Origin of the sequence: Streptomyces sp. NPDC086777 (assembly GCF_040702065.1) — a bacterium.
Lineage (GTDB): Bacteria > Actinomycetota > Actinomycetes > Streptomycetales > Streptomycetaceae > Streptomyces.
On record NZ_JBFBJI010000074.1, the window covers coordinates 1 to 21056 of the forward strand.

Sequence of the window (21056 nt, forward strand, 5' to 3'; positions counted from 1 at the left end):
CGGGCCCCCCGGCCCCCCCCCCCCCCCCCGCCCGGCCCGCCCGGGGGGGCCGGGCCCCCCCCCCCCGGGGGCCCGGGCCCCGGGGGGGGCCCCGGGGGCCGCGTCCCACCCGGGTGCGGGGTGTGTCAGGACGGGAGGGTCCAGTTCTGGTTGGCGGATCCCGAGCAGGACCAGATCTGGAGCCGGGTGCCGTTGGCCGAGCTCGGGCCGGTGGCGTCGAGGCACTTGCCCGACTGCGGGTTGACGAGGGAGCCGTTCGAACCCGCCCGCCAGACCTGTGAGCCGGTGCCGTTGCAGTCGTAGAGCTGCACCTGGGTGCCGTCGGCGGTTCCGGCGCCGGTCACGTCCATGCACTTGCCGAGGGCGCCGAGGGTTCCGGAGCTGCCGACCGTCCAGTTCTGGGCCGTGGTGCCGTTGCAGTCGTAGAGCTGTACGGCGGTGCCGTTGGCGCTGGCCGCGCCGGCGACGTCCACGCACTTGCCGCCGTACCCGTGGATCGGGCCCGTGGTGCTCGTGGGCGGGGTGACCGGACCGGACTGGCCGGCCGCCCACTTGATCTCCTGGAGCAGGAGCTGGTTCTGCTGGGCGCTCGCGAACGTCGAGGACAGCGTGGTGTTGGTCGAGTAGTCCATCGCGTTGTGGCCGAAGTTGTTGTAGACCATCTTGTAGTTGCGGTTGGACCAGACGATCGGGTAATAGCCGCTGTACCAGGTCTGGTTGGGGTCGGTACCGACCGGGAACGTGGACGGGGCCATCGAGGCGAGGATGTCGATGGCCGGGTTCTGCCGCAGGTCGTTCTGCCAGCTGTACCACTCGCTCACCGAGGACGTGATGGTGGACGGCAGGTTCGCGGTCGCCGGGTGCGAGGGGTCGTCGATCTGCAGGGTCTCCTGGGTGGGTCCCCAGGAGTTGCTCCTGAACGTGCCGGTGCCGAGGAAGGTGTTGTGGTACCAGGGCCAGTCACTGGTGTCGTCGTTGTACGCCGAGACGTGGAAGCCGATGAACCCGCCGCCGCCCGCCACGTAGTTCTGGAAGGCGGTCTGCTGGGACGCGGTGTGGGGATAGTCGTCGAGGAACATGACGACCTGGTAGCCGGCCAGGGTCGAGGCGTTGAGCCGGCTCCAGTCCGTGGTCGCGGTGTAGGTGAAGCCGTTCTGCGCGCCGGCCTGCGGGAACCAGCTGTTGGCCTCGTGGTCGAAGCTGATGTGCGCCGCGTCGTACGTGCCGTCGTAGAACGCGATCACATTGACGGTCCCGGCGGCGTGGGCGTCGTGGGCGGGACCGGCCTGGATGCCGAGCACGACGGCGACCAGGGCGAACAATCTCAACAGGGTGCGGGGCCAGGCGAGGTGCGGATGGGGGGTGCTCATGCGGGGCGCCTTCCTCATACGTGACCGTCGGATACATATGCGGTTGTGCCGCATTGAAGGCCTCGGTGCGCGTACATGTCAATGGTGCAGACCAACCCGGCACTCGGGTTCGGTGACCCGCGGGACGCGCACCGCTCGTGATGCCTCCCGGGCTGCCCGGGTGACACCCTGAGGATCGGGGGCCGAGAGCGAGAGGAATGCGCATGCGGATCGCGATCCTGGACGACTATCAGGGCGTGGCGCTGAGCCTGGCGGACTGGGACTCGCTCGGCGCCGACGTGCACGTCTTCTCCGACGCCTTCGGCGGCGAGGACGAAGCCGTGGCCGCGCTCGCCGGCTACGAGGTGGTCGTGGCCATGCGCGAGCGGACTCCGTTCCCCGCGTCGGCGCTGGAGCGGCTGCCCCGTCTGAAGCTGCTGGTCACCACCGGGCCCGTCAACGCGGCGATCGACGTGGACGCCGCCCGCCGGCTGGGCGTCACGGTCTGCGGCACCGGCTACTTCTCGCACCCGACGGCCGAACTCACCTGGGGCCTCATCCTGTCGGCGGCGCGGCTGATCCCGCAGCAGGTGGATTCGGTGCGGCGGGGCGGCTGGCAGCAGGGGCTGGGGACGAGTCTGCGGGGCGCCACGCTGGGGGTGCTGGGCCTCGGCCGGCTGGGGACCGCGGTGACGGAGGTGGGGCGTGCCTTCGGCATGCGGTGCATCGCCTGGAGCCGGCACCTGACGCCGGCGGACGCGCAGGCGAAAGGGGTGACCTGCGTGGCACGGGACGAGCTGTTCGAGCGTTCCGACGTGCTGAGCATCCATGTCGTGCTCAGCGAGCGCACCCGGGGTCTGGTCGGGGCCCGCGAGCTGGGCCTCATGAAGCCGACGGCGATCCTGGTGAACACCTCCCGCGGGCCCGTGGTGGACGAGGCGGCGCTGATCGGAGCGCTGACCGGGGGAGGCATCGCCTCCGCGGCGCTGGACGTCTTCGACCGCGAGCCGCTGCCGGCCGGCCACCCGCTGCGTACCCTTCCGAACGCCGTGGTGACCCCCCACATCGGCTATGTCAGCCGGGATCTGTACGAGGTGTTCTACCGGGACGCGGTCGAGGACATCGAGGCATGGCGGGCCGGGACGCCGGTGCGGACGCTGACCGGATGAGCGCACCGCGTTCGGGCACGGGGCCGGTCAGCCGTCGTAGGGCATCACCTTGACGGCCTTGCCCTCGCTGTCCGTCTGGAAGTATCCGGTCTGGCCGTACTTGTTGCCGAGGTAGACCGACATCCCGGTGGGGTCGCCGAAGGCGTTGCCCGGCAGGACGAGGACCAGGTATCGGCTGGTCGGATCGGGCACCTTGAGCTGCTTGCGGGCCTGGGCCAGCAGCGCGGGGACCTTGTCCCAGGCGAAGCCGTCGAGGCGGACGGGCGTCCCCTCGCCGGTCAGGCTGCCCGCGACGATGTCCTTCTGCACGCCCTGGCCGGGGCGGTAGGTGTACTGGTCGTACGCGGTGCCGCTGCCCTTCACCATCAGGTCGGCGATGACGTAGTCCGGGTACACCGTGAGCTTGCCGAAGCGGTCCCGGCCGGTCTGCTTCTCGAAGGCCGCGAGGGCGGTGCGGATGCCCTGCGGCGTCAGCAGGTCGGTGCCGGCGCTCTGCCGCGCGGCCGTCGGCGCGGCGGTGCTCCCGGCCGGGGAGGAGGCCGTGGCGTGCGTCCGGCCGGAGCCGGTGGCCCCGGAGGCGCGGCTGCCCGAGTCCTGCAGCAGCGTCCACGCGAGCGCGCCGGCCACGGCCACCGCCGCCACGGGCAGGACGAGCAGGATCCGGCGGCGGCGCGGGGCACCTCCGGGGGACACGGGCGCCGTGGTCCGCGGCCGCACGTCCGGCGGCCCGGCGTCCTGTGGTGGCGCGGCCGGGCGCTGCAGCGGGAAGGACGTGGGGGGTTCGGTCTGCCGGGCGGCGCGGGCCAGCATCCGCTCCAGTGCGGCGGCGTCGGGGCGGGCCGCGGGGTCGCGGACCAGGACGCGGGTGAGGACGTCGGTGAGGGACCCGGCCCGGACCGGTGTCGGGACGTCCTCGGCGAGGACCGCGGCGAGCGTGGCGAGGGTGGTGCCGCGGCGCAGCGGATGGTGGCCCTCGACGGCGACGTAGAGCATCATCGCGAGCGACCACAGGTCCGCGGCCGGCCCGCCGTCCTTGCCGGAGACACGTTCCGGCGCCATGTAGTCGGGGGTGCCGATGACCGACCCGGTGGCGGTGAGGGCGGTCGACTCGCGGACGGCGGCGATGCCGAAGTCGGTGAGCACGGGGCGCCCGTCGGGGCGCAGCAGGACGTTGGCCGGCTTCACGTCCCGGTGTTCGATGCCCGCCTCGTGCGCGGCGCGGAGCGCGGCCAGCACCTCGCGGCCGATGCGGGCGGCCTCGACCGGGTTCATCGGGCCGGCCGCGAGACGGTCGGCCAGCGAGCCGCCGGTCACGAGTTCCATGACGATCCACGGGTAGGTCCCCGGGCCGCCGTCGACGATGTGATGGATCGTCACCACGCCCGGGTGGTCGACCCGGGCCAGCGCGCGGGCCTCCCGCAGCACCCGCTCGCGCAGCAGCCGCGCGGCCTCCGGGTCCCACTCGGCGAGCCCGGGGTCGGCCGGTCGTACCTCCTTCACGGCCACGCTGCGCCGCAGCACCAGGTCGGTCGCCCGCCACACCGTGCCCATGCCGCCGCCACCGAGCCGTGCCACCAGCTCGAACCGCCCGTCGACGACCCGTCTCGCGGGGTCGTTGCTGCCCACGTCGTTCATGCGCGGGAGCTTAGTTGGGCGGTCCGACAGCCTCTGACCCCGCTCAGTAGGTGGACCCCAGCGTCTGCGTCGTGTACGCGCACTCCGTGTAGACGTACCCGTAGCGCAGCTTGGCGGTGTCGGAGCCCGGGGTGGCCGTGCTGTCGTTCTTCGGCTTGTGCACGAAGTACGTGGTACCGGGTGGGAGGCTGATCGTGCGGTGCGGGTAGTTCCTGCCGCTGTCGCTGCACGGCTCCCAGCCGCTGATGAGCGGGCTGGCGAACGAGTACGCCTTGCAACTCCCGCACGCCTTCAGGGTGAAGCTGCCGGTGACCGGGCCGGTGTACAGGACGGTGATGTCGTCGGGGCTGTCGTTCTTGACGGTGACGGAGATGCCGCCGCCGGAGGCGGTGGTGGGCAGCTTCTTGCCGGCGGCCGGGAGGGTCTGGGCGACCTCGGCGCCGATGGCGATCCGGCGGGCGCGGTCGCGGTTCCGGTCGTGCGGGTTGTCGGTGACGAACTTCTCCATGGTCTGCCGGGCCTGCGCGTAGTCACCGTCCTGGTACTGCTTGACGCCGCACCGGTACTCCCCCGCGTCGCCGCTGCGGTCGGCCCGGCCGGCGACCTGGGTCAGTCCGTCGGCCTGGGCGCTCGACCCGTTCGACAGCTGGACGATCTGCGTGCTGAGCGTGCCCAGTTGCTCGACGGCGCCGCACGGGTCCTTCCCCGAGACCGCCTTCGCCGCCTTCTTCTCGGCGCCGTCCACGGCGGGTACGACCTTGGCGGCCTGGGCGGAGCCGGGGAAGGTGCGCAGCAGGTCGCCGAAGTGTGTGACCCAGTCGGTCCCGCCGTCGGCGAGGCCCTTCGCCCCGCACTCGTACAGCGAGGTGGCCAGCCGGTCGTCGGGCCAGCGGGCGAGGGTGCCGAGCTGGTCCTTCGGCATGGAGTCGGGCACCGTCCGCAGGTAGGCGAGCGGGGCGAGGGCCGCGCAGTAGTCGCCGTGGCTGTAGGCCGCCGCGACCGTCGTGTAGTAGGTCTTCAGCCGGTCGGGAACCTGCGCGGCGGCGCGGGAGCCGGAGTGGTGGACGGCGATGTCGCGGTAGACGGCCAGGGCCTCCCGGTAGCCGGACCTGGCGGTGGTGAAGTCCTGTCCGGCGGCCGCGTCGACCTGCCGGTCGGCGCGGTCGAGGCGGCCGAGGAGGGCGCGTTCGACGGCTTCGTGCCGTGCGCTGTCGTACCAGAGCGCGCCGCCCACCGGGACCGCGAGCAGGGCGACGCCCAGCACGAGCGCGAGGGGCCGCCGTCCCGGCCACGCCAGGCGGGTGCGCAGGCCGGCGAACCAGCCGTGGACGGCGGCCGCCAGGAGGACAACGGCGTAGAGGACCGGCGCGGCTGCGGGCACGCCGTCGGCGTCCGCGGGCAGGGCCACGAGCAGCAGCACGGCGGTGGCGGCCAGACACGCCGCCAGCGGGATCCGTCTTCGCAGCAGCAGGTAGCCGAGGCCGAGACCGCTGAGGTTGAGCAGGGCGACGGCGGTGGCGCGCAGGGCGTCCGGCGGGGCGGGCGGCGGGGCCGACGGCATGGGCGGCACGAAGGTGCCCGGAGCCGGGAACCCCGGGCCCGGAGCGGGCTGTCCGGGAAACTCCTGGTAGGGCGGGCCGTAAGCCGGCGGTCCCTGGTGTGCTGGTTCCTGCTGCGGGCCGTACGCGTCCCCGGACATGGCGGCTCCCCCAATTGCTGCCGAATCCTTCGGAATTGATAGCGTACGGCCATACGTGCGAATGTGACAGGGGCACCAGGACGGTCGGTGCCGGACCGGTCACGCTCCGGGAATCTCCTGCTCGGCCCAGATGATCTTGCCTTCCCCGGTGTAGCGGGCGCCCCAGCGGTGGGCGAGCTGGGCCACCAGGAAGAGGCCACGGCCGCCCTCGTCGGTGCTGCGGGCGTGCCGCAGCCGGGGTGCGGTGCTGCTGGCGTCGGCGACCTCGCAGGTCAGCCGGGCGTCGCGCAACAGCCGCAGCCTGATGGGGGGTTCGGCGTAGCGGATGGCGTTGGTGACCAGCTCGCTGACGATGAGTTCGGTGGTCGTCGCCAGTTCGTCATACCCCCAGGCGACCACCTGGCGCACCGCCTCGGCACGGACGTCGGCGACGGCCGCCGGGTCGACGGGCACGTCCCAGGAGACGACGTGGCCGGCGCCCAGGGCATGGGTGCGGGCCAGCAGCAGGGCGATGTCGTCGGGCTGGGGAACGGTGACCAGTTGCTGCACGGCCGACGTGCACAGCGTCTCCAGGTCGGCGCCGGGGCTGGCCAGCGCACCGCGGAGGCGGGCCATGCCCAGTTCGACGTCCTGGTCGGCGCCTTCGATCAGGCCGTCGGTGTAGAGGCCGAACAGGCTGCCCTCGGCGAGCTCGATCTCGGTGGCCTCGAAAGCCATGCCGCCGAGCCCGAGCGGCGGCCCGGCGGGGATCTCGGGAAAGTGGGCGTGGCCCTCGGGTGAGACGACGACCGGCGGCGGGTGCCCGGCACGGGCCATCGCGCACCGCCGGGTCACCGGGTCGTAGACCGCGTACAGGCAGGTCGCCCCCACGAACGTGTCCGAGCTGCCCTCCGCCACCGCGCCCGTGCCCTCCTCCTCCCCCAGTCGCAGCACGAGGTCGTCGAGGTGGGCGAGGAGCTCATCGGGGGGCATGTCCATGTCGGCGAGGGTCTGTACGGCGGTACGCAGCCGGCCCATGCTCGCCGCCGCGGTGAGGCCGTGCCCGACCACGTCGCCGACGACCAGCCCGACCCGGGCACCGGACAGCGGGATCACGTCGAACCAGTCGCCGCCGACGCCGTCCGTCGCGTCGGCCGGCAGGTAGGAGGAGGCCACCTCCAGGGCCGTGCCGCCGGTCAGCGCCTGGGGCAGCAGGCTGCGCTGGAGGGTGACGGCCGCCGTGTGCTCCCTCGTGTAGCGGCGGGCGTTGTCGACGCAGACGGCGGCGCGCGCGACCAGTTCCTGCGCGAGCAGGACGTCGTCGGGCCCGAAGGAGAGCGGGTTGAGGGAGCGGGCGAACGTGGTGAGGCCCAGGACGGTGTTGCGTGCCCGCATCGGGACCGAGATCAGGGTGTGCAGTCCGAACTCCCGGATGCGGTCGGTCCGCGTGGGCTGCTCGGCGGCCCACAGGCGGTCGTCCGGGTCGAGTTCGGGGATGAGGACCGGCTCGCCGCTGATGAGCAGGTCGACGCCGTGCGGCGGGGGCAGGAAGTCGACGGGGTCGCCGATCCGCGCCACGGCCTCGGGGCTGCCCTCGCGGACCGTCCGCAGCGCGGCGCGCCGCATCACCGCCCGGGCGGGGGCCGGTCCGGCGTCGGGCAGCCAGGTGCCGTGTCCCTCGTTGCTCAGGACGGGCTCCAGGAGGTCGACGATGACGAAGTCGGCGAAGCGCGGGACGGCGAAGTCGGCGAGTTCCTGGGCGGTGCGCAGCACGTCGAGGGTGGTGCCGATGCGGGTGCCCGCCTCGTTCACCATCGACAGCAGCTGGCGGGCGTTCCAGCGTTCGGTGACGTCCGAGACCAGGTAGCACACGCCGGTCACCGTGTCCTCGGGGTCGACGAGCGGAAAGAACGACGTCGAGTAGGCGCGCTGCCGGTGCGGATCCGACCAGCTCCAGCCGAGGTACTCGTAGTCGGTGACCGGCACCCGGGTCGTCAGCACCTTGCGCATCAGGCCTTCGATGGTGCTCCCCTGCAGACCGGGCAGCAGTTCGCTCAGCCGGCGGCCCAGGCGCTGCTCGCGGGGGACCCCGCCGAACTGCTCCAGGGTGTCGTTCAGCCAGACGTACCGCAGCTCCAGGTCCATCACGGCCATGCCGATCGGTGACCGGGTGAGGAAGCCGTCGAGGACGGACTGGCCCACCGTCCACTGCGGGCGCTGCTCGCGCGCCGAGACCAGGAAGCACTCGGCGCCACCGATCCGGAAGGCCGCGGAGACTCTCAGGTCGACGACGACGGCGCGGCCGTCGAGGTGCCGCAGCGGGACGAGGCCGCTCCACCCCATGCCGGAGCGGCAGCGCTCGGCGACTCCGGCCGCCCGGGCCGGGTCGACGCGCATGGCGAGCAGCCGCGCGGCGGGGCTGCCCAGCACCGCGGCGGCCGGTCGGCCGAGCAGGGCCTCGGCGCCACGGGTCCAGCCGATCACGTCGCCCTTTGCCGACAGCACCGCCGCAGCGTCGCTGGAGGCGTCCAGGAAGCCGTGCGGCCCCACGGTGTTCGGCACGTCGAAATCTTCTCGCGGAGAATCCATTGGCTACATCCTGTACGTACCCCCATGTTCCTGCTTGTCCACCCATTGCGCACCGCACCTGGCAGGGACCGGGCCGGGAGCCTCGGCACGGTGCGTGAGGCCGGGCACGGGGCGGGGTACCCGGTCTGGAGTTGGGCCGGGCCGCACACCGGGGGCAGCATGGAAGAGCCGTGGCAGCGGCATCGGCCCGGCGGCCGGTGGAGGTGGTTGAGGGATGGCTGTGGGTTCCCTGCGGGCCGGTGACGCCGACGGCTCCGGCGGTGAGGAGTACGGCTCGGGCGGACCGCGTCCGACCGGCCTGCTGGACGTGCTGAGCGTGGCCGCAGTGGCGCTGGACACGCAGGGCCGGATCGTGTTCTGGACCCCGCAGGCCGAGGAGTTGTTCGGCTACACGTCCGAGGAGGCCCTGCGCAGGAACGCGGCGCGGCTGCTCGTTCAGCCGGAGCATCTGAAGGCGGCGGTGAAGGTCTTCACGGACGTGCTGGAGACCGGGCACAGCTGGGCCGGCGCCTTCCCGGTCCGGCACAAGGACGGCAGCAGCCGGCTGATGGAGTTCCGCACCATGCGGCTCCTCGACGACCTGGGCGACACCTACGCCCTCGGCATCGTCGCCGACCACAACCTGCTCCAGCGGCTGGAGACCGACCTGGCACTGTGCGAGCGGCTGATCAACCAGTCCCCGATCGGCCTGGCCCTGCTCGACCCCGATCTGCGCTATCTCCTGGTGAACCCGGCGCTGGAGCGGATCGACGGCGTCCCCGCCGAGGAGCACATCGGCCGCCATCTGCGGGAGACGCTGCCGCTGCCCGACATCGACACCGTCGAGTCGGCGCTGCGCCAGGTGCTCACCACAGGCACGCCGCTGCTCGACCAGTACCACGTGGGCCGTACGCCGGCCGACCCGGAGCACGAGCACGCCTGGTCGCTGTCGTTCTACCGGCTCGAGGACCCCGGTGGCCGGGTCCTGGGCGCCGCGACCTCGGTGGTCGACGTGACGGAACGGCACCGCGCCGCCGCCGAGGCCGACCGGGCCCGGCGCCGCCTCGCCCTGATCGCCGACGCCTCGGCACGGGTGGGCACCTCGCTGGAGGTGGACCGTACGGCGCGCGAGCTGGCCGAGATCGCGACCCCGGTGCTCGCGGACGTGGTCGCGGTGGACGTGCTGGACGCGGCGCTGGCCCTGCGCCGCGCGCGCCGCCCCGACAACGGCCCGGAGCTGTTCCGGGCCCTCGCCCTCAAGGCCGCCCATCCCACGGCCGCCCTGCGGGCCGCCGACACCCCCGGTGACCTCGCCTCCTACGACGGCGACCGGCTGGTCACGCTGTGCGTGCACACCGCCCGCCCGGTGCTGGTCCCGCGGGTCGGCAAGCAGGACCTGCCGCGCATCGCCCGCAGTGCGGAGGCCGGGGCCCTGCTGGAGGAGGCGGGCGTGCACTCGTATCTGGCGGTGCCGCTGATCGCGCACGGCGAGGTGCTCGGCGCCCTCGACCTCAAGCGGACCCGCAATCCGCTCCCCTTCGACGAGGACGACGTCGTCCTCGCCACCGAACTGGCCGGCCGCGCGGCCGTGGCCATCGACAACGCCCGCTGGTTCCAGAGCGTGCGCAACACCGCCCTCACCCTCCAGCGCAGTCTGCTGCCCGACCACCCGCCCGTGCACACCGGCCTGGAGCTGGCCTCCCGGTACGAGCCGGCGCAGGCGACGAGCGAGGTGGGCGGCGACTGGTACGACGTGATCCCGCTGTCGCAGGACAGGACCGCGCTGGTCGTCGGCGACGTGATGGGCAACGGCATCGACGCGGCCGCCACCATGGGCCGGCTGCGGACCGCCACCTGCGCCTACGCGGACCTGGAGCTGCCCCCGGACGCGGTGCTCCGGCACCTCGACCGGATCACCTGCGACCTGGAGCACTACATCGTCACCTGCCTGTACGCGGTGTACGACCCGCACACCAGGAGCTGCGAGATGGCCAACGCGGGCCACATGCCGCCCGCGCTGGTGCACGTCGACCACCCGCCGGCCCTCCTGGAGCTGCCGTCGGCCGCCCCGCTCGGCGTCGGCGGCATCCCCTTCGGGACCACGACCGTCGCGCTCGATCCGGGTGACCTGCTGGTCCTGTACACCGACGGCCTGGTCGAGACCCGCCGCCACCCCATCGACGACCGCCTCGAGGTCCTCCTCGGCTTCCTCGACGAGCCCCACCGCCCCCTGGAGGAGACCTGCGACCTCCTCCTGCACGGCCTCCGCCACCCGGACGACCACGACGACGTGGCCCTCCTGGTGGCCCGGGCGCTGTGAACGCGCCCGAAGGACGGCGCCCCATCAGGGGCGCTGGGGGTGCCCCCGGCCGAGGGCTGGGGAAGGAACCGCGCGACCGGCCTCCGCGGCGCCGCGGCCGTCCGACGGGCCGGCGCACCGCCTACGGCGAGCTGCAGCACTCCGTCCGGCAGAAGCACGACGCCGTGATCGGCACATCCGCGGTGGCCGCCGCGAGCTTCAGCTGCTGCGCCACGATGCCCGCCTCGCCCTCCCGGCCGAGCCGCCGCAGGCACTCGTGCAGACCGTGCAGCGCCCAGACATTGCCCGGGTGCTGCAGGGGCCGGGGCAGGGTGGCGTCCAGGCCGAGGTCGGCCCGGTAGACCGCCTCGGCCTCGGCGATCCGGCCGCGTTCGAGGAGCAGCGCCCCGTAGGCGTGCCGGGTGGGCTGCATCCAGCCCCACGGCTCGTCGTAGGGAAGGCTGTCGTCCAGCTCGACCGCCCGGCGCAGCTCGGCGAAGGCCGTGTCGAAGTCGCCCTCCCGGTAGGCGAGTTCGCCGTCGAGCAGGGCGGAGGCGATCGCCAGGATGTCGACGCAGGTGTTGTTGAACAGCATGCGGGTCTCCGGGACGGCCGCGACCGCGTCGCGGAAGCGGGCCCGGTCCGTCCCGGCCTCGGCGGTCCGGCCGGTGGCCGCGTGTGCGACGCCGCGTGCGTAGTGCAGCATCGCGGTGCTCACGCAGTACAGCCGGGGGTCCGCGGGCAGCGGCAGGCGCAGGATGTCGTCCCATCGGCCGAAGCGGACCAGGACGTGCACCCGCATCGCCAGAAAGCCCTCCAGCCAGTCGGCCATCGGGGGGCTCTGGACCCGCAGCAGCTCCTCCGGTACGGCCGCTTCGAGCCGTTCGGCCGTGGCGAGGGCGTCCTTCAGGCGGCCCAGGAACATGGCTCCGTAGACACCGAAGTGCAGGTTGTGGCAGCGGTAGAGGGTGTAGAAGTTCATCGCGCCGGCGCGGGCGAGGTACTTCTCGTCGGCGGCGACGGCCGCGGCGTTGTCGGAGACGACGCGCCGGTAGTCGCCGCAGAGGACCTCCAGGTGGGAGGGCATGTGCCGGAGGTGCCCGGCGTCGGGCACGAGGTCGCGGAGCCGGTCGGCGACCGGCAGGGCGGTCTCGGGCGTGGGCGACATCTCCATCAGGTGGATGTAGAGGTGCAGCAGTCCGGGGTGCCTGGCGCCGGCCTCGGTCCCGAGCGCTTGTTCCAGCACGGCCTTCGCCTCCTCCGTGCGGGCCCCGTCGGCCGGGCGTCCGGTGCGGACGTCCCAGAGCTGCCAGGGGGTCAGGTTCATCAGGGCGTCCGCGTGGAGGGTCGCGACGTCGAGGTCGCCGGGCGCCAGTTCGTAGGCGGTGCGCAGGCGGTCGGCGTAGGCGGTGTTCCACACCGAGCAGGCCGCCGCGTCCGGGGCCGCGGACCGCGGGTAGCGGGCGCGCAGCGCCTCGATCAGGGCGCGTTCGACCGGGGTCGCGTGCGCGGCCTTGGCGTGGGCGCGTTCCACGGCGGCGTGCGTCCGCCGCACCGTGTCCGCGAGGTCGTCCGGGTCGAAGGACTCCCAGGGCTTGTTGTAGTTGGGGCCGAGGGCGTAGGCGACGCCCCAGTCGGCCATGGCGCAGTCCGGATCCGCCGCGCCGGCCGCCTCGAAGCAGCGGACGGCTTCCTCGTGGTTGAAGGCGTAGGTCCAGTTCAGTCCGCGGTCGAACCAGGTCTGTGCGGCGGCGGACGAAGTCGTCACGCGCCGGCCGTGACTGCCCAGGTCGTAGTAGTCCACGGTGCGAACCTATCGACGCGGGCCGGGCCCGCGGTCCCCGTTCATCCGAAGTCATGAGGGTGGCGCGGCGGTTGACGGGCCGCCGCGCCACTGGTGCCGGCGTTCTGTCAGGGTGCGACCGCGCGGCCGGTCTGCGGGGAGATCCGCCCGGGGCACAGCCCCTTGGCCGCGAGGGTCTGTGCGATGCGCGGGACCGCGGCCAGGGTGTTGGCCGGCCACTCGTGCATGAGGATGATCTGGCCGGCGGTGAGCCGGGAGACGGCCTGCACGATCGCGTCGGTGCTCGCGCCGTTCCAGTCCTGGGAGTCGACGTCCCAGATGATCTCGGTGAGCCCGTACCTGGCCTCGACCGCCCGCACGGTGGCGTTGGTCTCGCCGTACGGCGGCCGGAACAGGACCGGTGTCCCGCCTCCGGCAGCGGCGACGGCCGACTGGGTGCGGGAGATCTCCGAGTCGATCTGTGCCTGGGTCTCCTGGGTGAGGTGCGGGTGGGTGTAGCTGTGGTTGCCGACCCACATGCCCGCGGCGGTCTGGGCCCTGACCTGGGCCGGGTAGGCGGCCGCGTACTGGCCCTCGTTGAACATGGTGGCGCGCAGCCCGTTCGCCCTCAGGGCGCTGAGCAGGCCGGGGGTGTGGGCGGTGGACGGCCCGTCGTCGAAGGTCAGGCCGACGTAACCGGCGCAGGTGGCGGAGTGGGCGGGGGCGGTTCCGAGGGCGAGGGTGCCCGCGGCGGCCAGGGCGACGGCGGCGGCGGTCGCGACCAGGGGGCGTAACGCGTGTTCCGCTGCGGCCCTCATCACGCCACCGTGATGTTCGAGCTGCCGCTGCTCTGGTAGCCCTCGGTCGCGAGGATCTGGTAGTAGCTGAAGCTGCCCAGCGGCATGCCGGCCCTGGCCCAGGCGTCGAAGTGGTTGCCGGTGGTGATGGTGCCGCCGGTCCGCTTGGACTGGCGGACGCTCCAGTACTGGTTGAACGTCCTGGTGCCTTCGACGGACGGCGCGTTGTACCGCGTCGTCAGATAGACGTCGTAGGTGCCGCCGTCGCTGCTGACGCTGCCCTTGTACGTTCCGGTGGGCCGGTAGGTGCCCCAGTTGTCGACGATGTAGTACTCGACGAGCGGGTTCGAGGTCCACCCGTACAGCGACAGGTAGCCGTTGCCGGAGGGGCTGAAACTGCCCGAGTAGGTCACGTTGCGGCGGGCGCCGGTGCTCCAGCCCTTTCCGCAGACGAAGTTGCCGGTGTTCCTCCAGCTGGCGCCGTAGTTGCCGCCGGAGCCCAGGGTCATGGAGACCGTGCCCTGGGCGTCGGTCCAGAACGAGTAGTAGTAGCCGTTGTTCGTGCCGGTCTGGTTCGTGGTGACGACCGTGGCGGCCCGGGCGGTGCCGGGCAGGGCCAGCCCGGCGGCGGCGCCCAGCAGCAGGGCGCCGGCGCTCCTGCGGCTCAGGGCGTGGTCGAGCGGGTTCATGGGATGCCTCCTCGTGTGGCCGGTGCGGGTGCGGCCTGGTGGGGAGTGTTGGTCTGCACATGTCACCTGTCAACAGTTTCGGTGATTATTTCGAAACCTTCGATTCACCCGGTTACTCATCTCCCCAGGTAAATCACCCGATGAGCCATTCGAAGATCGATGATCCCGAATCGAGACAGGTGGAAGATCCATCCGAGAGCCTCGAATCTTCGAATGTTTCGATACGTGGCTCGAATGATGCCGTCGGTTTCGGAACATGCCGCTGGGTGGAGCAATCACCGGCGTTCCGGTTGCGGGCCGGGGAGGCTGGGTGTCTTGTCTAGATTCGTATGCCAGGAGTCCCGGGTGAGGCACGACGGTCCCAACCCACCACTGCCCGCGCCGCCCGCGTGGATGCGCTGGCTACCGGTCCTGTACCTCGTCGTCGTACTGCTGATCGAACCGGTCACTCCGGTGCAGTGGCCGGTGAGTTTCGTCCTGATCGCACTGCCTCTCGTGACCGCCTTCGCCCACCCGCCCGTCGTCGTCGCCATCTCCACGGTCTTCGCCATCGGCCTCGAACTTCTACTGGCCGGAACCCCCTGCTGTGCGGGACGCCCGGTCGGCTACGTCTGGGAACGGCACTATGTGGCCGCCTACGCGTGCACGGCTCTGGTGGGCGCCCTGGGCGCGATCCTCGCGGCACACCGGATGCGTCGGGAACGCACCCTGGCCGACGTCCGGTTCGTGGCCGAGACCGCCCAACGGGTCCTGCTCAGGCCGGTCCCGCACCGGATCGGGAACCTGCTCCTCGAGAGCTTCTACCTGTCCGCCGCCGCGGAGGCACGCATCGGCGGCGACCTCTTCGAGGCGGTCCCGACCGCGTACGGGGTACGGCTGCTCATCGGGGACGTGCGCGGCAAGGGGCTGCTCGCGGTGGAGACCGCGGCGGCGATGCTGGGCGCGTTCCGCGAGGCCGCGCACGACGAACCCGACCTGCGTGCGCTGGTGCAACGGGTGGACATCAGCATGACCCGCCGGGCGGACCGGCTGGGCGGGACCGAACTGGGCGAGCGGTTCGTGACCGCCGTCTTCGCGGAGATCCCGGGGAACGAGAGGATCGTGCGCATCCTCAACTGCGGCCATCCCCCGCCGCTGCTCATCCGCCCGGGCGAGGTGAGCGAACTGGACCGCGGGCAGCCGGGTCCGCCGCTGAACCTCGGCATGCTCGTCGGGGACCCCTACCGCGTCGAGACCTACTCCTTCGGCCCCGGCGACCAACTGCTGCTGTACACGGACGGTGTCACCGAGACCCGGGATCCCGACGGCACCTTCTACCCGCTGCTGGAGCGGCTGCGTTCGTGGGGTCCGATGCCGCCCCCGGAACTGCTGGAGCGGCTCCATCAGGACCTGCTGGTCTACAGCCACGACCAGTTGCAGGACGACACGGCCGCGCTCACCGCCTTCCTGCTGCCCGAGGAAACGGCCGAGACGGCTCGCCCCGGCCAGGACGACACGGTCACCGGGGAGTTCGGGGAACCGCTGTCGTGACACGGGACGGCCGCCCCGGGGTCAGAGGAAGCTGACGCCCTGGGCCAGGGTGAGTTCGCCGGAGTAGTTGACCGTGTTGGTGGCGGAGCGCATGTACGCCTTCCAGGCGTCGGAGCCGGACTCCCGGCCGCCGCCGGTGTCCTTCTCGCCGCCGAAGGCGCCGCCGATCTCGGCTCCGGAGGTGCCGATGTTGACGTTGGCGATGCCGCAGTCGGAGCCGGCGGCGGAGAGGAAGAGCTCGGCCTCCCGCTGGTCGCGGGTGAAGATGCTGGAGGACAGGCCCTGCGGGACGTCGTTGTGGAGGGCGATCGCCTCGTCGAGGGTGTCGTACGTGAGGACGTACAGGATCGGCGCGAAGGTCTCCTCACGTACCACGTCGGTCTGTTCCTCGACGCGGACCAGGACGGGCTCGGTGTAGGCCGCCGCGGGTGCGTCCTCGGCCAGGCGCCGGTTCCCGCCGGCCAGGAGCTTGCCGCCGTCGGCCTGGACGCGGGCCAGGGCCTGCTGCATGCGGTCGAGGGCGCCCGTGGTGATGAGCGGGCCGACCAGGGTCGCGGCGTCGAACGGGTCGCCGACCGGGAGCCTGCCGTAGACGGTGGTCAGGCGCTCGGTGAGGGTGCCGGCCACGTCGCGGTGGACGATCAGCCGGCGCAGGGTGGTGCAGCGCTGGCCGGCCGTGCCGGCCGCGGCGAAGACGATGCTCTGGACGGCGAGGTCGAGGTCGGCGGAGGGGGCGACGATCGCGGCGTTGTTGCCGCCGAGCTCCAGCAGGCTGCGGCCGAAGCGGGCGGCGACGCGCGGGCCGACCTCACGGCCCATCCGGGTGGAGCCGGTGGCGCTGACGAGGGCAACCCGCGGGTCGTCGACGAGCCGCTCGCCGACGGCGCGGTCACCGAGCAGCAGGCGGTGCACGTCGCGCGGGGCGCCGGTCTCCTCGGCGGCGCGGGTGAGCAGGTGGTGGCAGGCCAGGGCGGTCAGCGGGGTCAGCTCCGAGGGCTTCCAGACCACGGTGTCGCCGCAGACCAAGGCGACGGCGGTGTTCCAGGACCAGACGGCCACGGGGAAGTTGAAGGCGGAGACGACGCCGACCACGCCGAGCGGGTGCCAGGTCTCGGCGAGGCGGTGGCCGGGTCGTTCGGAGGCGATCGTACGGCCGTACAGCTGCCGGGAGAGGCCGACCGCGAAGTCGCAGATGTCGATCATCTCCTGGACCTCGCCGAGCGCCTCGGAGCGGATCTTGCCCGCCTCGACGGTGACGAGGTCCGCGAGGTCGCTCCTGTGCTCGCGCAGCAACTCGCCGAGGCGGCGGACCAGCTCGCCGCGGCGCGGGGCGGGCGTGGTGCGCCAGGTCAGGAAGGCGGCACGGGCGGCGGCGAGGGCCTCTTCGACGTCGGTCGCGGTGGCCGCCCGCAGGCCGAAGAGGTGCTCGCCGGTGACGGGGGTGCGGGCCGGGAGGTCGTCGCCCTCGGTCACACGGGCGCCGATGTTCCGCAGGCAGGCCCGGGCGCGGGTGCGCAGCTCGTCCGTGGTGGGCAGGGCGGTGCTGGTCATCCTGGTCCTCCGGGGGTGTGCGGGGTCAGCGGACGGGCTCGGTGAGGCCGAGGGTGCGGGCGGTCCGGGCGAGGGAGCGGTTCTGCTGCTGCTCGTAGAGGGCGAAGGGGTCGAGGACTTCACGTCCGACGGCGCCGGAGAGCCAGTCCGCGTCGTAGGCGGTGCCCTGCCGGTCGTTGTCGCGGGTGCCCTCGGCGCCGAGGTTGGACTGGAAGATGCCGGCGGCGGAGCGGGGCAGGAAGTCCTCGTAGACGACCGGTTCCGCGCGCACCCAGCCCTGCCGGACCAGTTCGGCGATGCCGGTGGGCGGGGTGCGCCCGTCGTGCGGCCGGTCGTCGGCGACCCGGTAGGTGAAGTACGCCAGCCCCCGGGCCGCGAGTTCCTCCTCGCTGCCGGGCAGGTGGCGCTCCCACACGGCGCGTGCGAGGTCGGCGCGCGCCGCCTCGGGGTGCCGGGCGGCCTGTTCGTCGACACGGCCGAGGAGTTCGTCGTAGAGCGCGCGGCCCGCCCGGGTCAGGGCGATGCCGCGGGCCTCGACCTCGCCGAAGCGCACCCGCAGGGCTCCGTCGACGACGCTGCCGTCCTCGGTGCGCATCGCGCGCGGCTCGGCCAGGGCGCGGAAGGAGGTCTGGCGGAGCAGGACGTCGGGTCCCTTCCAGGCCGGCGGGCCCTGGATGGTGTCGATCATCTCGATGCCGCGGCCGGTCATCCGGCGGTACAGCTCGTCGATGTCCAGGACGCGCGGGGTGAGGTGGTTGATGTGGGTGCTGCGGACACCGCCGATGTCGGCGGCGACGGCGGACACCCGCTCCAGGGTCCGGTACCAGGCGCGGTCCACCGGTTCGGCCGACAACTCGAAGGCCCGAACCGCCAGTTGCAGGAAGCGCTCGGCATCGTCCGCCGGCAGTCCGCGGTCGGCGGCGGCGCGGTCGGCGAGCGTGAGCAGCTCCGGCGGGAAGAGCTCGCGGGCGGCGAGGAAGGTCTCCAGGCGGGCGCGCAGGTCCGCGTCGAAGAAACGGGGGTCGGCGGGGGTGAGCAGGGAGGTGAAGACCCGGAAGGGGTTGCGGGCGAGTTCCTCGCCGTCGACCGGGCGGAAGGCGGTGGAGACGACGGGGACGGCGCTGGCCGCGGCCTCCCGCAGGTCGTAGAAGCCGACGGGGTGCATGCCGAGGGCGCCGAAGACACGGGCGACCTGCCGTAGTTCGCGCGGGGTGCCGACCCGGATGGCGCCGTGCCGCTCGGCGGTGACCCTGCTGATGGAACCGAGTCGTTCGGCGTCGGCTCCGCGGGCGCGGAGCACGTCCTCGTTGACCGCGCGGGAGACGTCCACCAGCGTCGTGTAGGCGGGGACCTCCCGCCCGTACATCTCCGACAGCCGCGCCGCGAACGCGGCCCGCAGCTGCCACTGACCGGTCGTCGGCATGGTCGGGCCCTTCGGTCGGCGGCGGTTGGGCGATCACCGCTTCGATGGTCGCCGACCGGACCGCCGCCGTACAGATGACGGGGCCGCCCGCGAACGGCGGGAAATGCGCAGCTAAGCGCGCCACGAAAAACCCGGTGGACCGATCTTCACAGCCGATCCCTAACATATGGCGTCAAGACAACCAAGCGGCCGGCTCGTCGGATGCGTGCCGGTCGGGGTCGCCGATGCCAGGGTCCGCTCCCCGGGCTGCGGTGATCTTCCTACCCAGGAGGACCTTCCGCATGTTCCGACGAATTGGCAGTGCCGTCGTCCGACATCCTGTCTGGACGATCGTGGCATGGCTGATCGCGGCGGTGGCGATCGTCGCCACCGCCCCGAGCCTGCCCTCGAACAGCGACGAGAGCAGCTTCCTGCCCAAGAGTTACGAGTCCATCAAAGCTGCGGATCTCCAGGCGAAGGCGTTCCCCAGCGCCTTCACCCCGTCCGCGATCGCGCTGTACCAGCGCACCGACGGCGGCAGGCTCACCGCCGAGGACACGAAGGACGTCGCCCGGTTCGCCACCGAGCTGGGCGGCAAGCACATCGACCAGGTCCAGAAGGTCGTCCCCGGCCAGCCGTCGAAGGACGGCAGGTACGACCTGATCCTGGTGCAGATGGACAGCAAGAACGCCGGCCAGCCGGCGCAGGCGGACGCGGCCAAGGTGTTGCGCGACGACGTCAAGCAACTGGCCAAGGGCACGAACCTGGAGGTCAGGCTTGGCGGTTCGGCCGCGCAGGCCCTGGACCAGCAGGACTCGTCCAAGCGCGGCGAGGCGCTGATCGGCATCGGCACCTTCGTGATCATCCTGGTGACCCTGCTGATCATCTTCCGGGCGCCGATCCTTGCCTTCCTGCCCCTGGTGGTGATCGGCGTGGTGTCGGCCATCGCCAACGGGCTGATCGCGTACGCCACCAAGCTGTTCGGCCTGCAGGCCAACAGTTCCGTGTCGTCGATCCTGATCGTCGTGCTGTTCGGCGTGGGCACGGACTACTTCCTGTTCCTGATGTTCCGGTACCGCGAACGCCTGCGCGCGGGTGACGAACCCAAGGAGGCCATGGTCAACGCGGTCGGCCGGGTCGGTGAGGCGATCGCCTCGGCGGCCGGCGCGGTCATCATCGCCTTCCTCGCGCTGGTGCTCTCCACGCTGGGCTTCCTCAAGCAGATGGGTCCCGCGCTGGCCATCGCGGTCTCCGTCACGCTGATCGCGGGCCTGACGCTGATCCCGGCCGTGGTCTCGCTGATCGGCCCGAAGGTGTTCTGGCCGTCCAAGTCCTGGCAGCGGGAGCCGTCGAACGCCCGTTTCGCGGCGCTGGGCCGTGGTGTGCAGCGCCGGCCGGGGTTGACCGCGGCGGTCTCCGGCCTGGTCCTCGTGCTGCTCTCGCTGGGCACGCTGGGCTTTCACGCCACGTTCGACCTGGCGTCGGGCTCGATGCCCAAGACCAAGGAGTCCATGGTCGTCCAGGACCAGATGCAGAAGGCGTACTCGGCCGGTGCCGCCGCGCCGACCGACGTCTACCTCTCCAGCACCGACGGCAAGCCGCTGGACACGTCCGCCTTCGGCGCGTACGCGCAGAAGCTCGCGGCCGTGGACGGCGTCGCGAGCGCCCGGATGGCCCAGGTGAACAAGGCCGGGACCACCGCGGACTTCACCGTCACCCTCAAGTACGAGGCGTCCACGGACAAGGCCATAGACGCCGTCGGCCGGGTGCGGGACGTCGCGCACGCCGGCGCTCCCGAGGGGACCGAGGCGCTGGTCGGCGGCATGTCCTCGATCTACAAGGACATCGACTCCGCGGTCAACCACGACTACCGCACGGTGTTCCCGGTCGCCGCTCTGCTGATCATGGTGATCCTGGGGCTGCTGCTGCGCAGCGTGGTCGCGCCCTGGTACCTGATCGCCTCGGTCGGGCTCGGCTTCGGCTCGACGCTCGGCGCCACGGTCTGGATCTTCCAGGACGCGCAGAACAAGCCGGGTCTGATGTTCATGCTGCCGGTGATCATGTATCTCTTCGTGGTCGCCATCGGCACGGACTACAACATCCTCATGATCGCCCGGCTCCGGGAGGAGGCCCGTGAGGGGCGGGAGCCGCGCGAGGCGGCCGGCATGGCACTGCGGCACGCGGGGCCGACGGTGGCCGCGGCGGGCTTCATCCTGGCGGCGACCTTCGCCACGATGATGCTGGCGGGCAACTCGCTGCTCACGGAGATGGGTTTTGCGGTCTCCTTCGGCATCGCGGTGGCCGCCTTCGTCATGGCGATGTTCTTCACCCCGAGCCTGACGGCGCTGATCGGCCACGCGGCCTGGTGGCCGGGCCATGCCGACCGCGCGGAACCGGCGGCGGTCCCGAGCCAGGGCGGCGGCGATGCCACACCGTCGGCCGGTGCGGACCACAACGCTCCGGCGGGGCGCCGCGGCTAGGCGCTCCGCCGCCAGTGCGTCGGCCGGCCGCGGCGCCGTCGCGGCCGGCCGACGCGGGGGCGGCGCACGCGAGAGGACACCGCGGGACGCCACCGACCCCCCCGGGACGAGCGGGAGGCGGGGTGG

Annotated in this window: 12 protein-coding genes and 1 pseudogene; 4 read left to right on the plus strand and 9 right to left on the minus strand. The window is 72.4% G+C overall.

Going from position 1 to position 21056, the window contains the following annotated elements:
- Positions 1-125: 125 nt before the first annotated feature.
- On the minus strand, positions 126-1370 hold the full coding sequence (locus tag AB0472_RS45120) for a ThuA domain-containing protein (RefSeq protein ID WP_366365429.1): 1245 nt from the start codon (positions 1368-1370) through the stop codon (positions 126-128).
- A gap of 203 nt (positions 1371-1573) precedes the next feature.
- On the opposite strand from AB0472_RS45120, the gene AB0472_RS45125 reads away from it, so the two are divergent.
- Positions 1574-2518, plus strand: coding sequence for a D-2-hydroxyacid dehydrogenase family protein (locus AB0472_RS45125; protein WP_366365431.1), 945 nt, complete (start codon positions 1574-1576; stop codon positions 2516-2518).
- A gap of 27 nt (positions 2519-2545) precedes the next feature.
- Here the strand turns inward: AB0472_RS45125 and AB0472_RS45130 are convergent, their stop codons facing one another.
- The 3 genes from AB0472_RS45130 to AB0472_RS45140 all read right to left on the minus strand — a co-directional run bounded on the left by AB0472_RS45130 (position 2546) and on the right by AB0472_RS45140 (position 8420).
- Positions 2546-4153, minus strand: coding sequence for a serine/threonine-protein kinase (locus AB0472_RS45130; RefSeq protein WP_366365433.1), 1608 nt, complete (start codon positions 4151-4153; stop codon positions 2546-2548).
- Between the two features lie 43 nt (positions 4154-4196).
- Positions 4197-5714, minus strand: a complete 1518-nt coding sequence (locus AB0472_RS45135) for a hypothetical protein (protein WP_366365449.1) — start codon at positions 5712-5714, stop codon at positions 4197-4199.
- A 237-nt stretch (positions 5715-5951) separates the two neighbouring features.
- Positions 5952-8420, minus strand: a complete 2469-nt coding sequence (locus tag AB0472_RS45140; RefSeq protein WP_366365435.1) for a SpoIIE family protein phosphatase — start codon at positions 8418-8420, stop codon at positions 5952-5954.
- Between the two features lie 214 nt (positions 8421-8634).
- Between AB0472_RS45140 and AB0472_RS45145 the strand changes: the two genes are divergently transcribed.
- Positions 8635-10719, plus strand: a complete 2085-nt coding sequence (locus tag AB0472_RS45145; protein ID WP_366365436.1) for a SpoIIE family protein phosphatase — start codon at positions 8635-8637, stop codon at positions 10717-10719.
- 121 nt (positions 10720-10840) lie between these two features.
- Here AB0472_RS45145 and AB0472_RS45150 read toward each other — a convergent pair whose 3' ends face one another.
- The 3 genes and pseudogenes from AB0472_RS45150 to AB0472_RS45160 form a co-directional block, all read right to left on the minus strand.
- On the minus strand, positions 10841-12502 hold the full coding sequence (locus AB0472_RS45150) for a hypothetical protein (RefSeq protein WP_366365438.1): 1662 nt from the start codon (positions 12500-12502) through the stop codon (positions 10841-10843).
- A 110-nt stretch (positions 12503-12612) separates the two neighbouring features.
- Positions 12613-13299: pseudogene (locus AB0472_RS45155) on the minus strand (polysaccharide deacetylase family protein); the annotation flags it as partial.
- Positions 13299-13967: a glycoside hydrolase family 11 protein gene (locus tag AB0472_RS45160; RefSeq protein WP_366365440.1), complete on the minus strand. Its 669-nt coding sequence runs from the start codon at positions 13965-13967 to the stop codon at positions 13299-13301. The gene AB0472_RS45160 and the pseudogene AB0472_RS45155, both read right to left, overlap by 1 nt.
- A gap of 345 nt (positions 13968-14312) precedes the next feature.
- Between AB0472_RS45160 and AB0472_RS45165 the strand changes: the two genes are divergently transcribed.
- Complete coding sequence (locus AB0472_RS45165; RefSeq protein WP_366365441.1) at positions 14313-15497, plus strand: PP2C family protein-serine/threonine phosphatase; 1185 nt, start codon at positions 14313-14315, stop codon at positions 15495-15497.
- A 21-nt stretch (positions 15498-15518) separates the two neighbouring features.
- Here the strand turns inward: AB0472_RS45165 and AB0472_RS45170 are convergent, their stop codons facing one another.
- Together AB0472_RS45170 and AB0472_RS45175 are read right to left on the minus strand one after the other, a co-directional pair.
- Positions 15519-17048, minus strand: coding sequence for an aldehyde dehydrogenase family protein (locus AB0472_RS45170; protein ID WP_366365443.1), 1530 nt, complete (start codon positions 17046-17048; stop codon positions 15519-15521).
- A 25-nt stretch (positions 17049-17073) separates the two neighbouring features.
- Complete coding sequence (locus tag AB0472_RS45175; RefSeq protein ID WP_366365445.1) at positions 17074-18471, minus strand: VOC family protein; 1398 nt, start codon at positions 18469-18471, stop codon at positions 17074-17076.
- Positions 18472-18752: 281 nt separating this feature from the next.
- Here AB0472_RS45175 and AB0472_RS45180 point away from each other — a divergent pair, with 281 nt between their 5' ends.
- A complete protein-coding gene (locus AB0472_RS45180) occupies positions 18753-20930 on the plus strand; it encodes an MMPL family transporter (RefSeq protein ID WP_366365447.1) in 2178 nt (725 codons plus the stop codon).
- Positions 20931-21056: the final 126 nt, after the last annotated feature.